Source organism: Flavobacterium sp., from assembly GCF_017744675.1.
GTDB lineage: Bacteria > Bacteroidota > Bacteroidia > Flavobacteriales > Flavobacteriaceae > Flavobacterium.
Genome location: NZ_JAGIAV010000006.1, coordinates 189,085 through 207,450, shown reverse-complemented (window position 1 = coordinate 207,450; position 18,366 = coordinate 189,085). Strand labels below are relative to the sequence as shown.

Sequence of the window (18,366 nt, the reverse complement as noted above, 5' to 3'; positions counted from 1 at the left end):
AAAAGCTTTATTTAAACGGTCTTACATTATTTTACTCGTTTAATTCTAAAAAATAATCCAGCTTAGATTTGATTACTTTTTTGTTCCTGTCTAGCAAATAGAGCTTTTCAGGATTTTTGCTGTAGTAACCATAATACGTTTGATCTTTTTCTGGTTTGTCCCAATTAAGAACAAAAATTGTTCCATCAGGATCTTTTTCTAAACCTCTTTCTGTGTTGATATTACCTTTTTCTGTAAAGCTTTTTTCAGGCTGTTTTCCTTGGTATATACTGGATAACTGGAATTTATTATCTACAGCATCAATTTTTAAAATTGTTTTTATTCCTTCGCAATCTGCACATGGCAATGTTCCTTCATATACAGAAATGCTCTCAACGGTATCTTCTTTTTCATTATTTGCAATGGTGTCTGTCAAAACAGCATTATTTTCATCTTTACTATTTTTAGAATTGCAAGATGTTACAATAACAGCTGCAAACGCAAGAATAAATATTTTCTTCATATTATTTTTTTTCTTCAAATATAAAGATTATTCTTACGTAATATCAAATTTAACTATTAAAGTTTAAAGCTAAATAATTCCCATGACCATGGCTGTTTGTATTGCCTCTGCAGTATTGGTAACTTTCAATTTTTCGATGATGTTTTGCCTATGACGTCTTACAGTATAGACCGAAATATGCATTTCTGATGCAATCTGTTCGCTTTTGTATCCTTTTGCAACATTGGTTAGAACTTCTATTTCTCTTTTTGAAAGAATGGCTTCTGCCTTATTTTTATATTTCTCAGACTCGATTACCTCGCCTGTCTGAATATTAAAAATCTTTCCATCAATTCCTTTTCTAGGTTGTAAATCGGTCGATGGAATATAAAGGCACAATGCAAGAGAAATACTGCCGTTGCTAAACGTTTTGAGATAAATTGTTCGATGATTTATATAAGCACATTTTTCTACCGATTCTTTCATTCTTAGTCGGCTAAACGTGCTGTAATTACTATATTCTTCTTTTGGTATTCCTTTTAAAAACTGATAGAAATTAAGTTCTAAAACATGTCTTTCGATCAAATCTTCTGAATTGATTTTGGTAAAAATACATTCTTCAAAAGCAGAATCGATTACAGCATTTTCATTTGGGAGTCCGAAAACAGAACCGAAATTTCCAGCGTAGATATAGCTTTTATCAGATTGATAATCGGATAACACGGCCACACATTGTTCAATTTTGACATAATTGTTCACAAACTGCTTGTACATTTCGATATCATTAGATTCTCCAATTTCAAATTTTTGTTCTAAAAATGTGGTCATTAATTGGTTTTCGATCGAAGAAGTCTGTGGCATTTAAATCTGTAATTGGTTAATTTTACGTATTGCCTCTTTTTTAAAGCAATTCTATTTTTGGAACATTAAAAATATCACTTTCTATCCCAAAAAAATAATCTATGAAAACATTTTTTCCTAACATTTTTATTATTCTTAGTCTTTCTGTTTTGTTAAGCTGCAATAATAAAAACGAATCTTCAAAAGCCGCATCGAAAGAAGAAACAAAAACAGATTCTGCATTTGTCAATGGTTCGCCTTGCGATATTAAACTGTCTTCTATACATTTTACAAAAGCGGTTAACGGTGCCGACTCGCTAATAAAACTAGAAGCAAATGAAAAAATCACTTTTAAAGCGGGTGAAAAATCAGATTACTTTTCTGATCCAAACGGAAAATTGTCCAACACAACTGCACCCATGCTTTTGTCTAAAGTAGACAACACAAAACCTTTTACGCTTAGCGCGAAAGTTACGCCTGAGTTTACAGAGAAAGGTTTGTATAATGCTGGTGTTTTATATCTTTATGTGAATGATCGTTTTTATCAGAAATTTTGTTTCGAACAGGACGAAAGAGGCAATCACAGAGTGGTAACCGTTCGTACCATGGGAACTTCTGACGATAATAATCATGATGTGGTGAAAGTACCTTCTGTTTACATGAAAATCAGTTCTGATACTAAAACGGTTGCAAGTTATTATTCGCTAGATAAAAAGAATTGGCAGATGGTTCGTTTGTACAAAAACAATTATCCAAAAGAAATCTGGATGGGAATTAGCACACAATGTCCTGTAGACAAAGGAACGCAAAGTATTTTTGAAGAAATCAATCTAGAAGAAAAAAGTGTTTCTGACTTCCGTTTAGGCATATAAACTCAGTTTTAATTTTTTATCAATAAGGTAATCATTTTTTTAAACAGGCGTATGATTTATATTACTAAGTTTTGTATTTTTATCAATAGCAAAATATAATATTACCTAACTTTAAAAATAAACTACATGGGAAAATTTGTAATCACTACTAGAGCCAACGGAGAGTTTCAATTTAATTTAAAAGCCGGTAATGGTCAGACCATTTTAACAAGCGAAGGCTACACTACAAAAGCGGCATGTAATAATGGAATTGAGTCTGTTAAAAAAAATGCGGCAGACGATGATCGTTATGACAGATTAGAATCTAAAAGCGGAAAACCATATTTCAATTTAAAAGCTGGAAATGGCCAAATCATCGGTTCAAGCGAAATGTACGAAAGCGTAGCCGCGAGAGAAAACGGAATCGAATCGGTAAAGAAAAATGCTCCTGACGCTACTATAGACGATCAAACGGCTTAATACCTATTTTATCATAAAACAAAAAGCTGTTTCTATTTATTTAGAAACAGCTTTTTTTATTGGAAATTAAATGCTGAAATTACTTCTTCAAAGCTTCAATTCCCGCATGAGTTGGAACAACTTGTTTGATAGTTCCATCTGCATTAAACTCTAATTTATCGATGCAGACTTCTCGATGAAAACCTCCAGCATCTCCCATTTTGATTCCTGTTGGATAAGAGAATCTGTGATAGGTAATATACCATTCGTCTTTGTTCGGAAGTTGTAAAACAGAATTGTGTCCTGTTGCATAAATGCCTTCTTCTGGGTTTCCTTGAATGACGATATTATCTTTTGGAATTTCAAGCGGTCCTGTTGGAGAATTTGAAATTCCATATCTCACTTTGTATTTCGGACTTCTTGTATCGTCTTCGCTCCAAAAGAAATAATATTTTCCGTTTCTATAGATTACGTAGGTTCCTTCACGGAAAGTATCATCAACTGCAATTACTTGAGTTGTTCCTGCTTTGATCGAAACCATATCAGGATTTAATTCCGCAACTCCTATATACATATTTCCCCAATACAAATAACTTTTACCCGTTTTTGGATCTGTAAAAACATCTGGATCAATTTCTTGTCCGTCTTTTATGCCTTCGGGTCTTGTCGCCACAATTGCTTTTCCGCTGTCTTTAAATGGTCCAGTTGGATTATCCGAAACGGCAACTCCAACTTTTTGTGCTGCTGTAAAATAGTAGAAATATTTGTATTTCCCTTTTATCTTTTTCTCCACGATACAAGGCGCCCAAGCATTTCTGTTTGCCCAAGTCACGTCTTTTTTGAGATCGATAATGATCCCTTCATCTTTCCAATCGACTAAATTATCAGAAGAAAAAGTTTTAAAATAATAACCCGACCAGCCATCAAATCCGTCGCTTGTTGGATAGATGTAATATTTCTTTGTTTTGTTGGAATACAAAATCTCAGGATCGGCATAATACCCTTCCAAAACTGGATTATGGTTTACTTTTGGAAGCTTTGCTGGCGTTCCCCATTTGTCTGTAATTCGCTTTAATTCAGAACAAGTTATCGGAAGAATAGTTCCATGACGCGGATTAAAATCCATTGAGATGTCATTGTCAATTACGCTGAAATTTTCTAAATCTTTCGTTTTTGTAAATTGATATCTTCCTTTGGTGTACACATCGTACATCAAAATATACTCGTCTGAATTATTTAGTTTGAAAACACTCGAACCTTCTACTCCATCTTTGGTCTGCTGCAGGTAGTTATCATTTTCAATCCAATTTCCTGAAGTCAAATCTTTTGTAACTGCCACTTTGATTCCTGGCGTATTGGTTTCTGTTTTGTAAAAAAGATGGTATTCTCCATTTTTTTCGATGATATCACCGTCAATACAGGCATTTCCCGACTTTGGAACAAATAACAATTTTGGAGCACTTTCTAAAGCCGTGAAATCTTTATTCGCATAAGCGTAATAAATTTTATCTGGTCCTCCTGCATGCTGCATGCTAAAGTAAATCATGTATTTACCTGCTTTTGCGTCGTAAATAGTTTGTGGCGCCCAAACACGTTTTAAGTCTTCGTTTCCTGAAAATGCAGTTTGGATATTGACAACGTTGCTTTTCCAGTTTACCAAATCAGTGCTTTTTAGTAAAACCATGGCACGATTGCTATCCCAACCTTTTGAAGAAGTCATATCGGTCAAAACCATATAAAATGTCTTGCCGTCTTCGCCACGCAATATATGCGGATCACGGACTCCTCCTGTCGAACTGATCGTTTTACTGTCTAAAATAGGTTTGTTGTTATTAAGTACATAATAATGATACCCATCAGTGCTAACGGCATAATTAACTGCTTCTTCTTCGACTTTATTTCCAATAAAATAAACGAACAAATACGCTGTTAGATCTTTGTCGGCAATAACGGGCGGAATTCCTTTTGCTGTATTTTGGGCTTGTAAAGGATCAAAAAGGCTTAGTAATGATACAAGGCAAAGAAATATTCTTTTCATTTATTTTTTACTTTTTAATTGATATAAAACAGAACTGTGAGGTTTTAATTCTAATCCGATTTCTTTTGAAGTTGTTTTTGATTTTTCGCCTGTCCACATATTCAAAATTTCTGCTGAACCTGAAATTCCTAAATCAGAAAGGTTTACGGCAACTTTTTGCGAAGCATTATCCGAAATATTAAACAAGGCTAGATAAACACTTCCATCATTTGGATTTTTTGAAGTAATGGCAATTTTTCCGTCTTTCTGGAAAAGCTGTTTAACCTCGGTGCTTTGATTGTGCATTTTTACGACTTCTTTATTTGTCAATAATGATAAGGTAAAGGCATCATTACTTGGCAAATCGCCTCCAAAGAATAAGGGAGACTTGAAGATGTTGAAAAATGTAATCAAAGTATATTGCTCGTCTTTTGTTAAACGTGTCATACGGTCATTGCCTCTTTCTCCTCTGATTGAAATGCGTCCTAACGGAATCATATCGCAATCTGGCCATGTTCCCGGCGCGATATACGGATACCATTTTTGAGCAACATCCATTAAATGTGTGATATGCGGCCATGTGTCCCAAACATCATCTACCATACGCCACATATTGGCATGTGTAGATACGTGTGGCGCTGCTGAAATTGGTGTTTCTCCTGGCGATGTGCTTAAAACAATTTTACGTCCGCATTTGTCAATTGCATTTCTGATTAAATTGATTTCGCCTTCGTGATACGGTCTTGATAAATCATCAATTTTAATAAAATCTACTCCCCATTGCGCATATAATTCAAAAATAGAATCATAATATTCCTGCGCTCCTGGTTTGTCTGCTACAATGGTATAATTATCTCTCAGCCATTCGCATTGCAATGCTGTAGAATAAACTTGGTCTGCTGTGATTCCGTTTGCTCCTTTGATTGGCAATTTGTCTTCAACCGCTTTTTTAGGAATTCCGCGCATAATATGGATTCCGAATTTTAATCCTTTTTTATGGATGTAATCGGCTAATGGTTTAAAACCTTGTCCGTCTTTTGCTGAAGGAAATCTATTAACGGCTGGAAGATATCTTCCGTATTGATCGATTACGTAACGCGGATCTGTTTGATTGTAACCTCCTGCTTTGTCATTTTCAACAAACCATCGAATGTCTACAACAACATATTCCCATCCAAATTTCTTAAGCTCTTTTGCCATATAATCGGCATTGGCTTTTACTTCGTGTTCTTCAACTGTTGGTCCGTAGCAATCCCAGCTGTTCCAGCCCATTGGCGGGGTCTTGGCCCATTGTTTGAATTCTTCTTTTTGAAATGTTTTGTTTTGAGCGTTAGTTCCAGCTGATAGAAAAAAGGCTCCTATCGCCATTGTAAGTAAGTTTGTAATTTTCATTGCGTTTTTTATGTGTGGTTTTTACACTTTAAATATAATGAAATTTTATTGTTACAGACAAAAATTAGACCTGACAGGTTTTAAAAACCTGTCAGGTCTTTTCTTGCTTTGTTATTTCACATTTACAGTAACCTCAACAGGTTTTAACCACTGGCTTGTAAATTTCACTTTAATGGGTGCTGTCGAATCTCCATTTGCCTGAATATATGCGGCAATATGTCCGTGGAAAACACGCTGTACATTATCTGTATAATCAGTCATGTCGCTGTTGTTTCCTGCTTCCAATCCTAATAATGTTGCTGCGCCATTGATGGTACAAGTCACTTCGTTGTCTGAAAGCATTACTGGAAGTCCGTTTTGGTCTTTTACCTGAACCATAATTTTAGCCACGCCTTTGTCTTTGTTAATGGTAATATCTTTAGCGGCAATGGTTAATTCAAATGGCTGTTGAGTAGAATTGATGGCATAACGGCTTACTTCCTTGTCGGTTGCATCTAAACCAACTGCCTCTAATTTTCCTGATGCAAACGGAATATCCCAATAGATAATTCCCGTTTTTTCATCATACAACTTCGTTTCTCCCACTACTTTTCCATTCAATTCTAAACGGGCTTTTGCTACATTGGTATAACAAACCACTCGGATTTTTTGTCCGTTTTCGTAATTCCAGATTGCCCATGCATCTTTAGAAACATCTTTATCGTTTGTCAACGGATATGTTCCTAAATATGCCATTGGTTTATCTGACCACAATGACTGGCGGAAATAGCCTCTTGGCTTGATAACTCCAGCAAAATCAACTAAACCAGAATAAAATCCTCTTGAAGGCCATCTTCCTGATTCTCCTAAATAATCGATTCCTGTCCAAAGGAACTGCCCGAAAATATGTTTGTTGTTTTTTACGGCGAGCCAAGGTTCCATATCGTGAACATTTTCACTTCCAAAAATTACTCTTTTTGGATATTTTTGGTGATCTGACTGATATTTGCTTTCTGTATAATTGTAGCCTGTAATGTCTAAAGCGCCTGGATATTCTGTTTCATTAGACATCGCAACTCCAGCTAAACCTGCTGTTGTCGGGCGTGATTTGTCGTATTTTTTAACCGCTGCAACCAAACGTTTTGCGATCGCGCCAAGACGCATCGCATCTGGAGCGTCTTTTTTGTAACCTCCGTAAGCAGCTTGTCCGAATCCGTTTTTTCCTTGATCTAAAACAGGGTGCGAATATGGATCGTTTGGATAATCTACTTCGTTACCAATACTCCATCCGAAAACAGAAAGATGGTTTCTGTCACGACGCACAAAATCTTCTAGGTCTTTTTCTGCCCAATCAGCAAAAATATCAAACGAACCTTCAAATCCTGGCGTTCCATAGTTCCAGCCTTCTAACCATTTGCGTTTTGGGAACTCCCATTCGTCATACGCTTCGTTTAAAACTAACAATCCTAATTCATCACAAAGTTCATAAAAATCTGGTGCTTGCGGATTATGACTGGTACGAATGGCATTTACGCCTATTTCTTTCAAGGTTTTTAATCTGGTTTCCCAAACTTCTCTTGGAACTGCAGATCCTAAAACTCCTGCATCATGGTGCAAGCAAACGCCTTTCATTTTCATCCATTTCCCGTTAAGGGCAAAACCATTATTAGGATCGAATGTAAAACTTCTAAAACCAGTTTGCGTTACTGTTTTATCGATTTCTTTTCCGTCTTGTAAAACAGTAGTTTTTAATTCGTATAAATTTGGATTCTCTAAATCCCAAAGTTTCGGATTCTTAACATTGATTTTTGTCGAAATTTTTCCGTTCTGGTTCGCCGCCACGTCTACTTTAGAAGATGATTTTGCTACTGATTTTCCGTCTTTTGAGAAAAGTTCATTTACAATTGTCAAACTTGCTTTTCCTTTTGATGCGTTTTCAACCTCAACCTCAACATTCAAAATTCCGTTGCCTTTATTTACTTCTGGATAAGCGTAAACACCCCATTGCGCAATGTGAACAGGATTTGCATAAACCAACCAAACATTTCTGTAAATTCCGGAACCTGTGTACCATCTTGAATCGGCACTTTGACTGTGGTCGACACGAACTGAAATAGTATTTTCTCCACCAAATTTGACGAACTCAGTGGCGTCATAAGCAAATGAAATATAGCCGTTTGGACGTTTTCCTAAAGAATGTCCGTTAATGAAAACTTCGCTTCTGTTGTACACTCCTTCAAAATACAAATAGACTTTTTCACCAGATTTGCTTTGCGGAATATTAATTGATTTTCTATACCAGCCAATTCCGCCTGGAAGATATCCTGTACAGCTTGCCAAAGTTGGACTCAACTGTCCTTTTACGCTCCAGTCGTGCGGCACATTTACTTGTTGCCATTTACTATCATCAAAAGCATTATTTTTTGCATCTGGAGTTTCTTGAAGATTGAATTTCCAGTTGTCATTTATTTTTTTAGAATCTCCAAACGATATCTGGCTAAATGCCGATACGCATGAAAAGAGAAGTACGGGGATTAAAGTTTTCTTAGTTAACATTTTTTCTAAAGGTTCTAAGATGCTAAGATTCTGAGGTTCTAAGCTTCTTTTTGTTTATTAATTGTTTCTTTTGTTTCAGGTTTCACGTTTCAGGTTTCACGTTCAAACGTAACTTGAAACCTGAAACGTGAAACAATTTTTTAATACTGCAACTCTCCCACAAACGTCACTATAGACCTTGCTGGGATTTCTAGGTTTCCATTTTTTTGAACTTCGGCTCTTTTTAAGTTTAATGTATCAGAAGTTACGTAAGGTGTGAACTCGTTGTTTTTTAAAGTTCCTTTTGATAAATCAAATTTGTATTGCTGAGCTGATTTTCCGCAATTGACTGCCACTACAATCAGTTTTTTATTTTGAACGTCTTTGTAAGCAGTAAGCATTACATCATTTGCTTTGTCTAATTCGTTTTGGTTTGGAACATCTAATCTAAGCATTCCTGGACGAACAAAAAGCGAATAGTTCCCTAAAGCCCAAAGCAGTTTAGAATCATGGAATTGGCCATCATTTCTCACATAGTCTGGAGCTGTTCCTCCGTTGCTTTGTCCATCATCCAGATAAATTAAGCCGTCTTTGTAATCTACTCTTGTAATAGAAGTCCACCATTGCCATGATGCGGCATTGGCTACTGCAATATCATTATGAATTAAGCGGGCTACAAACAAAGCAGTCTGCATTCCCAAATCTCTTCCTCCGCCAGAACCTCCCGGAATTTCAGCTTCTCCTGGATTTTCTAAAATGCAATATTCCGATTGCCAGTATTTCAAACCTGGTTTTTGTTTTATTGCTGCAGCAATTAATTTTCTGCTTAAAACTTGTCTTTCAACTGGCCATGTTGTAAAATAACTGTGCCCGAGAATTACATTTTTTACGTTTGAAAACTTAGTTACATTCGTTTTAGTGTTTCCGAAAAAATAATCAATCTGATTGTCGCGGTTTTCGGCATTTACATTTTCGTACAAATAATCGATTTGTGCGGCTTCAGCAATTACAATCTCGGTGCTCATTTTTTTAGTTTTCAGTTTTTCTGAAAGCGCTTTGGTCAAATCGTATATTTCCTGATTGGTTGCCGGTGTTCCTTCTTGACTGTTAGTGTCTCCATTTTTTGGCATCCATTCCCATTGCGGTTCGTTTATCGGACTCACATAATCGAATTTTATCCCTTCTTTTTTCTCCAATCCTTGAATACTTTGAACTAAGAAATCGGCAAATTTTGGAATTGCACCATCTTTTAGATTCAGTTTATTCTTTTGAGAAGCAAAAGACAATCCGTTGTTCGTCATATGCACTGGCGGACTATTGGTAAAAATCAGAAACTTTTCTACTCCGCGTTTTTTGGCCGCTTGCAGAAACCATCTTTGTCCTTCTTGTTTTGAAAAATCGTAAGTTCCGTCAGCATTTAAAAAACATTCGCTTCTTCTCCATTCGTCTGAAACTTTACTGTTTTCTCCTTGCTCAGTACTTCCTGCACCAAGGTTAAATCTCCAAATCGAAAGCCCAATTCCTTTTGGATTTCCTTGTGTATCGATTTCTTTGCTAAACAGCAAATCTGCAATGGCATTTTTTTTCTGTTCTGGCCAATTCTTGCCTACAAACTGTGTTCTCCAGGCATCAGAACCTCCAAAACCGTCCATGGTTTGTACTACGTTATCTGTGCTTATAGTAACCGTTCGTTGTGCAAAAGACAGCGAGCATGTTACTAGTAAAAGCGAGAGATATATTTTCCTCATTTAATTTTTTGTTTTTTAACCGCAAAGGCGCTAAGTTTCCGCAAGGTTCGCTAAGTTTTATTAAGCTTTGCGAACTTTGCGCTTTTCTTTGTGTCTTTGCGGTTAATTTTACATTCTACTTATAATTCCCAACATACGTCACAACCGATCTTGCTGGAATTTCTAAACTCGCTGCATCAACCGTAGTTCCTTTTTTCAAACTCATTGTTTCTGAAGTTGTGTAAGGAGTCAATTTGTTATCTGTAACTGTTCCTCCTGAAAGCTTTAGATTGTACTTTTTGGCCGATTTACTAATGTTTACTGCAACAATTACTACTTTTTTATTTACTGCATCTTTATAAGCCGTAACCATAACATCGTTTAAAGCAGTTGAATTGTCAATACTTGGAATCTGAACTCTTACCATTCCAGGTTTTACGAAGAACGAAAAGTTACCCAAAGCCCAAAGCGTTTTAGAGTCTCTGATGTATCCATCATTTTTGCAATAATCTGCATTTCCTGCTCCGTTAGTTGCGCCATCATCCACATGAACCAAACCGTCTTTGTAATCTCCACGGCTAATTGCTGTCCACCACTGCCAAGACGTGACGCCTCCAACTGCAATGTCTGTGCTGATGATACGTGCTGTCCAAAGCGCCAATGACATTCCTAAATCTCTTCCCGGTCCTGCACCTCCTGGCAATTCAGATGTTCCCGGACTTTCTAAAACAGAATATTCCGATGACCAAAGGCTAATTCCCCCAACTGATTGGATTCTCGCTGCTGCCGACTGTCTTGAAGAAATCATTTCGTTCAATGGCCAAGCTTGCCAATAGCTATGTCCAGAAATTGTCTTTTTCACATTGCTTAAACCACTGATATTTTTAGTAGAATTAGCTGCAAAAAAATAATCGATCTGGTTGGATCTGCTTTCTTTTCCTGAAACAGTTTTGTATAAAGGTTCGTAAGCTCCTGCTTCTCCTACTACAATTTTTGCCTCTAAGCCTTTTGCCAATAATTTTGGAGAAAGAACATTTATAAAACTATAAATATTAGCATTGGTAGCTGGAGAACCTTCTTGTCCAGAACCATCCCATTCATATTGAGGTTCGTTAAACGGGCTCACGTAATCTATGGTTAATCCTTGTTCTGTTTTTAGTTTATCTAAAGATGTTGCCCAGAAATCGGCTAAATCTGGCATTTTACCTTCTTTTAGGTTGTAAAATTCTTTGATTGTTGCGTGAGCTTTTCCGTTTTGAGTTAAATAAACTGGAGCACTGTTGGCAAAAGCCAAAAGTTTATCTACACCGCGTTCTCTTGCCGCTTTCATAAACCAAACTTGACCTGCTTGTTTTGACATATTGTACGAAACTCCATCTGCAGTAAAACATTCTGTTCTTCTCCATTCGTCGGCAATATCACTTGCTTCGCCTTGTTCTGTACTTCCTGCTCCAAGATTGAAACGCCATAATGATAATCCAATTCCTTTTGGATTTCCGTCAGCATCTACACCTTGGCTAAATAGTAAATCGGCTATTTTATTTTTTTTGTCTGTTGGCCAATTTTTTCCAATGAAATTACATTGCCAAGCATCAGAAGCTCCGAAACTTTCCATGGTTTGAAGATTCATATCTAAACTCACATTCAATTCTGCTACTGCATTTTCTGAACCTGAATTTTCAGATTTTTCAGCATCACAGCTTACGAAAAGGGAACTTGCGAAAAGTAAGCCTGCACATAGCAGACTCACTTTATTTTGATTATTAAACTTCATGTTAGTATCCAGGATTTTGTTTAATGACATTACCACTCAAATCGATTTCTAATTGCGGAATTGGCCACAATAAGTGTTTCGAAGGATCAAAATTGATTCCTTTGTCTTGCGGTTCTCTCAAGTTAGTGGTTTCATAAGGATCTGTTGAACTTAAATTGTATTTTACAAAAGTTCCGTTTGGCCCCATTAAAGATTCTATTACCGGTCTTCCTGTTGTTGGGTCTTTTTCGCGACGGATATCAAATAAACGCAATCCTTCAAAAGCCAATTCTAAACGGCGTTCTTTATAGATTTGTTTCAATAAAGTTGGGCCAGAAATTCCTGTTTTTGGATCTAATTTTACACGTGCTCTAATGATGTTGATATCTGCTAATGCATCTCCACCTAAATGGTAATTTGCTTCTGCTCTTGTCAAATACATTTCCGCCAAACGAATCAATGGAATGTTTAATGGCAAGTGGCCGTCTTTTTTATCTAAAGAACGACGTGTTGCAATCGGAATATAATATTTGCGGCAAATACGTCCTGATTTATTGTCGTTTAAACTAAATTTATGCGTTGGATTTAAAACTTCATCTCCGTAAGCTGCTTCTCCCCATTTTGTGATTGTGCTTCTGCGACGAATTACATCATTTTCAGAAAGATAGGCATTTTCTAAGTCACTTGTTGGCATGCACCATCCCCATCCGTCTAAAACATCAGCGGCATCATTGCTTGGAAAGTTCTTTTTGTCTTCTCCTCTAGCTCCAGCTAAAGTTGGCAAAGCAGCTCCTAAATCTCTGTTTTGAACTGAAGAAGACTGCGCTTCTAAAATAGATTCAACTCCATTGTGATTGTTGACATTCCAAATATTTAAGAAATCTGCTTCTAATTGGAAAGGCCCTTCTGTAATTACTTTGTTTGAATATGTTTTTGCTTCAGCCCATTTTTCTTGAAATAAAGAAACACGCGCCAATAAAGCATAAGCCGCCCATTTGTTTATTCTACCGTCTTTATTTACAGGAGCGCTTTCTAATTTAGCAGCGGCATCTTTAAGATCGGTTTCAATTTGCGCATATACCTCTGCAGCAGAACTTCTCTGTAAAGTTAAATCTCCCGTTCCTAATGATTTTGTGTACAAAGGAACTCCTCCAAAAAGATTTACCAATTCGTAATAGCAATACGCACGCACAAATAAAGATTCGCCCATATATTGGTTTTTCTGAGCATCTGTAATTGGCGATTGAGCCATTCTTTCTAAACCTATATTGGCAGATTGAATGGTATAATAATGGGCTGTATAAATACTATTCATATCACCCATATTATCAGGAGTGATAAGATATTGCGAACATGGTCTATGTGCTCCGCTGTCTTGTCCTGTATTTCCCATCCAAGCGTCGTCTGTTGACATTTCGTTGGTTACTCTTGGCGCAGTCAAAGTCCACCAGTCTTTTGCCAGCAATAAACGTTGCGTTAATTCATTGGTATAATTTTCGCATTCTTGCGCGGTTTGGAAATAGTTTTCCAAAGTCTGCGTTCCTCTCTGTTCTTTTTCAATAAAATCGCTGCAAGAAACTGCTAATAGAGAAAAAGCTATTATTGATACTATTATTTTTTTCATGATCGTTTTGATTAAAATGCAACATTAAGTCCCATCAAGATTGTTGGCTGTACCGGATAATTCCATCCTCCAAAACCTGATCCTTTTACTCTATCTTGTTTATCTGGGTCACCTCCAGCTACCTCAGGGTCAACACCTGTATAGTTGGTCCATGTCCATAAATTTTGACCCGATAATGAAACTCTTAATTTATCTAATCCAAATTTGTTGTAGAAAGAATATCCTACCTGTAAATTTTTCATACGCACATAAGAGCCGTCTTCCACATAAAGAGAAGAGAATTTGGTAAAGTTTTCATTGTTATCATCTTTAGACAAACGAGGAATATAATTTGAAGTTCCTTCTCCATGCCAAGCCATCTGATCTAATCCGCTAACTTTGTTTGTTAAGCTTGCACCATTATACAAATCTGAAATATTGGTGTTTACAATATCGTTTCCAATGCTTGAATAAAAATTGGCTACTAAATCGAAGTTTTTGTAGGCAAAATTCAAATTCAAACCAATATTGTAATCTGCCCAAGGAGAACCAATTTTAGTTCTGTCTTTGTCGTCTAGTTTTCCGTCGCCGTTAATATCTTTAAAACGAACATCTCCCACTTTTGCGTAAGGCTGTAATTTAGTTCCATGCTCATCTGTATGCGCATTAAGTTCGGTTTGGTTTTGGAATAATCCGTCAGCTACATATCCGTAGAAATAACCTGGCTCATCTCCTTTTACAGTCAAAGTTCTATTGCTTGATCCATAAAGCCTTTCTCCGTCAGCAGAAAGCGACAACATATCTACATTTACCGTTGTAAAAGTTACATCTACACCATACGAGAAATCGCCTTTTTTATCTTTATAAGAAAGCAATAAATCGATACCGCTTGACTGCATTGATCCAATATTTGTCCACATTGTAGAATATCCTGGGAATCCGCTATAAGTTGGAAACTGTTTTAAGAACAGCATATCATGTGTCTGCTTTTTGTAGTATTCCAATGAACCTGTAACTTTATTTTTCCAGAACCCGAAATCAAGACCAAAACTTATATCTTCTACCGTTTCCCATTTAATGTCTTTATTTGCCATTGAAGAAGGAAAAGAAGTATCTACCACGTTACCACCAATTACATAATATCCTTGTCCGATATTTGACTGATAAACTGCATCTGGCAAACCTTGGTTACCTACTTTACCCCATCCTGCTCTTAATCTTAAATCGCTAACAACCTCTTTGGCAGATTCCATAAAACCTTCGTTTAAAATTCTCCAAGAAACCGATGCCGAAGGGAAATTTGCCCATTTGTTATTGGTCATGAATTTTGAAGAACCATCACGTCTAAATGTTCCTGTAAAATAGTATTTACCATCATAGTTATAAGAAAAACGAGAAATATAAGACATCAACGAACTAGACCAGCTGTTTCCTTTACTGTCTTTATTTTTAGTAGCAGCATTTAACTCTCTCATAGAATCTGAGTTATTTGGCACACCTTCTCCGTAACCCCAAAGATTATTTCCGTTGTATTCTTCCATCGTGTTACCAATCATCAAAGAAGCATTGTGTTTCTCTGCAAATGTTTTAGAATACGTAATGGTATTTTGCCATGTCCAATCTACGTTTGTAGTATTCCACTTTTCAACCGTATTAATTTCTTGTTTTTCGTGAGCCGCATCAATTATAAAGTCTGGAACAAATTTATTTCTTACTTCGTCTCCAACTTCAACAGACGCTTGTGTACGGAATACTAAACCTTTGATAGGTTCGTATTGTAAATACCCGTTTGTATTTAAGTTGTATTTGTTTGTATAATCATCATAACGTTTTACAGCTGCAACCGGATTCCAAACATAAGATGGAGATCTTGCATAAATGCTGTATTCATTTTCTGTTCCGCTTAACTGATCTGCTGGTTTGTAAATTGGCGTAATTGGATCAATTTTATCAAAATCTGCCCAGTTGTTTGGTGCTCCCCAAGTTTCATAACGTGGGTTTAAAGTAATTCCTGCTGAGAATTTATCAGAGAATTTGAAATCATTCGCAATTCTCATAGTTACTCTTTCCCAACCGCCAATTCCGTACATAGAGTCAGAATCATAGTAATTTAAACTGATGGCATAGGTATGCTTATCAGAACCTCCTGAAAGACCTAAAGAAGCATTTGTAACTGGTGTTCCTGTTCTAATTCCTGCTTTCCACCAATCTGTCGTTTTTCCTCGGTATTGAGATGGGTTCGGAAGATAGTCGGAATAGCCAGAATTGTTATAAGCTTTATTCATAATTGTCGCATAACCCTCGGCATCAGCCATATTATAAGGATTATTCATAATTTGCATACCAGAACTTAAATCAAAATTGAATCTCGTTTTGCCTACTTTCCCTTTTTTAGTGGTAATTAAAATAACACCATTAGAAGCACGAGAACCATAAATTGCACTTGCAGAAGCATCTTTCAAAACCTCCATAGATTCAATTTCATTAGTGCTTAAGAAATTGATGCTTGTTCCCATCGGGATTCCGTCTACTACATACAACGGATCTGTGTTTAAGTTTAAAGTCGAAATACCGCGAATTAAAACCCTTGGCTGTGCGCCCGGACCACCTTGTCCTGTAACCTGCACCCCAGAAACTTTTCCTTGAAGCGATTCTGCTACGTTACCAACAGTCATCGTTTGCAGTTCTTTTCCTTTTACAGAAGAAATCGAACTCGTAACATCGCTCTTTTTTACAGCGGCATAACCTACTACCACTATCTCATCTAATGTCTGACTTGATTCTTGCATTACAACACTAATCTCTGTTTTATCTCCAACAGGCACAAGCTGAGAAGTAAACCCTACGAATGAAAATTCGATTTGTGCATTTTTGTTTGGAACACTGATAACATAATTTCCATCAAAATCGGTTGCTGCCGATGTCGAAGTTCCTTTCACTATTATATTTACTCCTGGAATCGGCACATTGGCTTTATCCTTAACAGTACCTTTTATTTTTATTTGTCCAAAAGATACAGCAGTACACAAAAGGGCAATAAAAAATCCTATATATTTAAATTTCATATCAAGCTGTTTTATTTGTTTACTGTTACAACTATGTTATAACACACTATTTTTTTGTGATAAATACTCTTTCTAATTCGGTATCTAAAACTACTTTATATACACCTGGAGCGGCAGGATATTTGGCATTTCCATTTTCTCCTGGCGACATAGTTGCAATTCCGTTTTTGATTAGTCTCCAAGAAGGATCCCACCATTGGCCTGTAAAAGTTGCCTCCAATGTTCCTGTTAAAGTATATTCGCCCACTAATTGATAAGGATTGCTAGGATTGTTTGCAAGGTGTAAACTTTTTTGAGTCCAAGCATCCCAAGTATCCCAAGTTGCTCCTTGAATTCCGCCGCCGCAAACACTTACAAATGGTCTTCTTTGTGCAGCATCATCATGCCATAAACCGTTTGCAACATCTGCCCAAACTTTACTTGTTGGCGTATATTTCTCTACAGTATATTTTAAGGTATTTGGATTTACTTTTATTTTGTAATATCCTTTTGTTGGTAAAATAATTGGAGTTGAAGCCACATCATCTGCTAATTCTCCTGAACTATTTAAGCCAAAACAGTGAGGGGCAAAATCAGATTCCTGACCTAAGAAATAGACTTCTTTGTTGTCTTTATCAGCATAATACTTGAATTCGAAATCCTGTCCGTTCTTTTCATGGAAATACATCGGAACCCCAACTGCATCTGTCGTTAAATTGGTTCCTTTTGGCTGATCGCATAAATAAATGGCTGGATACTCGTTTGTAGCTACGATATTTACGTTTAATGTTCCTGTATTCGGAATCGCAAATTTGTCTTTTGCTGTAATCGTTAAAACATAATTGGCAGCCGTTACTGGCAATTTATACGTTTTATTGAATGTATACGACTGTGGTGCTCCCGATAGCTGAATCATTTCATCGATTCCTAAAGCTTCACATTTTACTTGTACATAATCGATTCCTGAATCATCGTTTACCACAAAATTTACTGGCATGTCATTGCTCGTAGACAACAAAATAACCGCACCTTCTTTTGGCGTCACCATGGTTATGCTAGGAGCCGCAAATTCACCATCCAAACGCAGGTTAATCTCTTCGTTGACTACATTTCCTGAAACGTCTGTAATCGCTAATTTAATTTTGAAAGCTTCTGACGTTCCTCTATCTGCAGGAACTTCAAAAAAGTAACTTAAATTATAGGTTTTTAAAAGCGGATCTGTTCCAAAAGAAATTACTTTATCCAGCGATAATTCTGGAATCTGAATCTCTACGCTTTTTAATCCTAGATCATCTGCAAGTGCAGCTTTTATTTCAAATTTTCTACTTGGAGCTCCATAAATCTCTTTTGTAGAAACTACCACCGTAGGGTTATCAGAACTTGGAAATCCTGATTCATTGTTTTGGCATCCAGTTGTTGCGAGAAGGCCAAAAAGAGCAAGAAAAAATAAAAATACATTTTTTTTCATTTCTTTAATTTTTGAGGTTAGGTTAGTTAGTTTTTTTTCTAAAGTCAAAGTTTGTTTTTTAATTATCGTAGGTTATTCGAGGTTATGCTATTTTTATACGAGGCAGAAAAAACAGCAGTACATCATTATGTGGTCATTTTCATATTATTTTGAGTTTGGTTAATGGTTAGATATTTCTTTTTTATTTCCTTTTAAGTTTATAATAAGTGTCTTTTTT

12 protein-coding genes are annotated in these 18,366 nt (G+C 36.4%); 2 read left to right on the top strand and 10 right to left on the bottom strand.

Annotation, left to right across the window (positions count from 1 at the left end):
• Positions 1-31: 31 nt before the first annotated feature.
• Both J7574_RS19680 and J7574_RS19675 read right to left on the bottom strand, forming a co-directional pair.
• Positions 32-502, bottom strand: coding sequence for a copper resistance protein NlpE (locus J7574_RS19680; protein ID WP_290972692.1), 471 nt, complete (start codon positions 500-502; stop codon positions 32-34).
• 69 nt (positions 503-571) lie between these two features.
• Positions 572-1,342 carry a LuxR C-terminal-related transcriptional regulator gene (locus tag J7574_RS19675; protein ID WP_290972689.1) on the bottom strand — a complete coding sequence of 257 codons (771 nt, stop codon included), beginning with the start codon at positions 1,340-1,342 and terminating at the stop codon, positions 572-574.
• A 101-nt stretch (positions 1,343-1,443) separates the two neighbouring features.
• On the opposite strand from J7574_RS19675, the gene J7574_RS19670 reads away from it, so the two are divergent.
• Together J7574_RS19670 and J7574_RS19665 are read left to right on the top strand one after the other, a co-directional pair.
• Positions 1,444-2,193 carry a DUF1349 domain-containing protein gene (locus tag J7574_RS19670; RefSeq protein WP_290972687.1) on the top strand — a complete coding sequence of 250 codons (750 nt, stop codon included), beginning with the start codon at positions 1,444-1,446 and terminating at the stop codon, positions 2,191-2,193.
• Positions 2,194-2,319: 126 nt separating this feature from the next.
• On the top strand, positions 2,320-2,652 hold the full coding sequence (locus J7574_RS19665; RefSeq protein ID WP_290972684.1) for a YegP family protein: 333 nt from the start codon (positions 2,320-2,322) through the stop codon (positions 2,650-2,652).
• 79 nt (positions 2,653-2,731) lie between these two features.
• Here J7574_RS19665 and J7574_RS19660 read toward each other — a convergent pair whose 3' ends face one another.
• The 8 genes from J7574_RS19660 to J7574_RS19625 all read right to left on the bottom strand — a co-directional run bounded on the left by J7574_RS19660 (position 2,732) and on the right by J7574_RS19625 (position 18,149).
• Entirely contained in the window at positions 2,732-4,669 is a 1,938-nt protein-coding gene (locus J7574_RS19660; RefSeq protein WP_290972681.1) for a family 43 glycosylhydrolase, read from the bottom strand.
• Positions 4,670-6,040, bottom strand: a complete 1,371-nt coding sequence (locus tag J7574_RS19655; RefSeq protein ID WP_290972679.1) for a glycoside hydrolase family 27 protein — start codon at positions 6,038-6,040, stop codon at positions 4,670-4,672.
• A 111-nt stretch (positions 6,041-6,151) separates the two neighbouring features.
• Complete coding sequence (locus J7574_RS19650; RefSeq protein WP_290972676.1) at positions 6,152-8,575, bottom strand: sugar-binding domain-containing protein; 2,424 nt, start codon at positions 8,573-8,575, stop codon at positions 6,152-6,154.
• Positions 8,576-8,715: 140 nt separating this feature from the next.
• Positions 8,716-10,302, bottom strand: a complete 1,587-nt coding sequence (locus J7574_RS19645) for a glycoside hydrolase (RefSeq protein WP_290972675.1) — start codon at positions 10,300-10,302, stop codon at positions 8,716-8,718.
• Between the two features lie 115 nt (positions 10,303-10,417).
• Entirely contained in the window at positions 10,418-12,055 is a 1,638-nt protein-coding gene (locus J7574_RS19640) for a glycoside hydrolase (RefSeq protein WP_290972672.1), read from the bottom strand.
• 1 nt (position 12,056) lies between these two features.
• Positions 12,057-13,658: a RagB/SusD family nutrient uptake outer membrane protein gene (locus J7574_RS19635; RefSeq protein WP_290972669.1), complete on the bottom strand. Its 1,602-nt coding sequence runs from the start codon at positions 13,656-13,658 to the stop codon at positions 12,057-12,059.
• Positions 13,659-13,669: 11 nt separating this feature from the next.
• Entirely contained in the window at positions 13,670-16,702 is a 3,033-nt protein-coding gene (locus tag J7574_RS19630; protein WP_290972666.1) for a TonB-dependent receptor, read from the bottom strand.
• Positions 16,703-16,748: 46 nt separating this feature from the next.
• Complete coding sequence (locus J7574_RS19625) at positions 16,749-18,149, bottom strand: hypothetical protein (RefSeq protein WP_290972663.1); 1,401 nt, start codon at positions 18,147-18,149, stop codon at positions 16,749-16,751.
• Between the last annotated feature and the right edge of the window lie 217 nt (positions 18,150-18,366).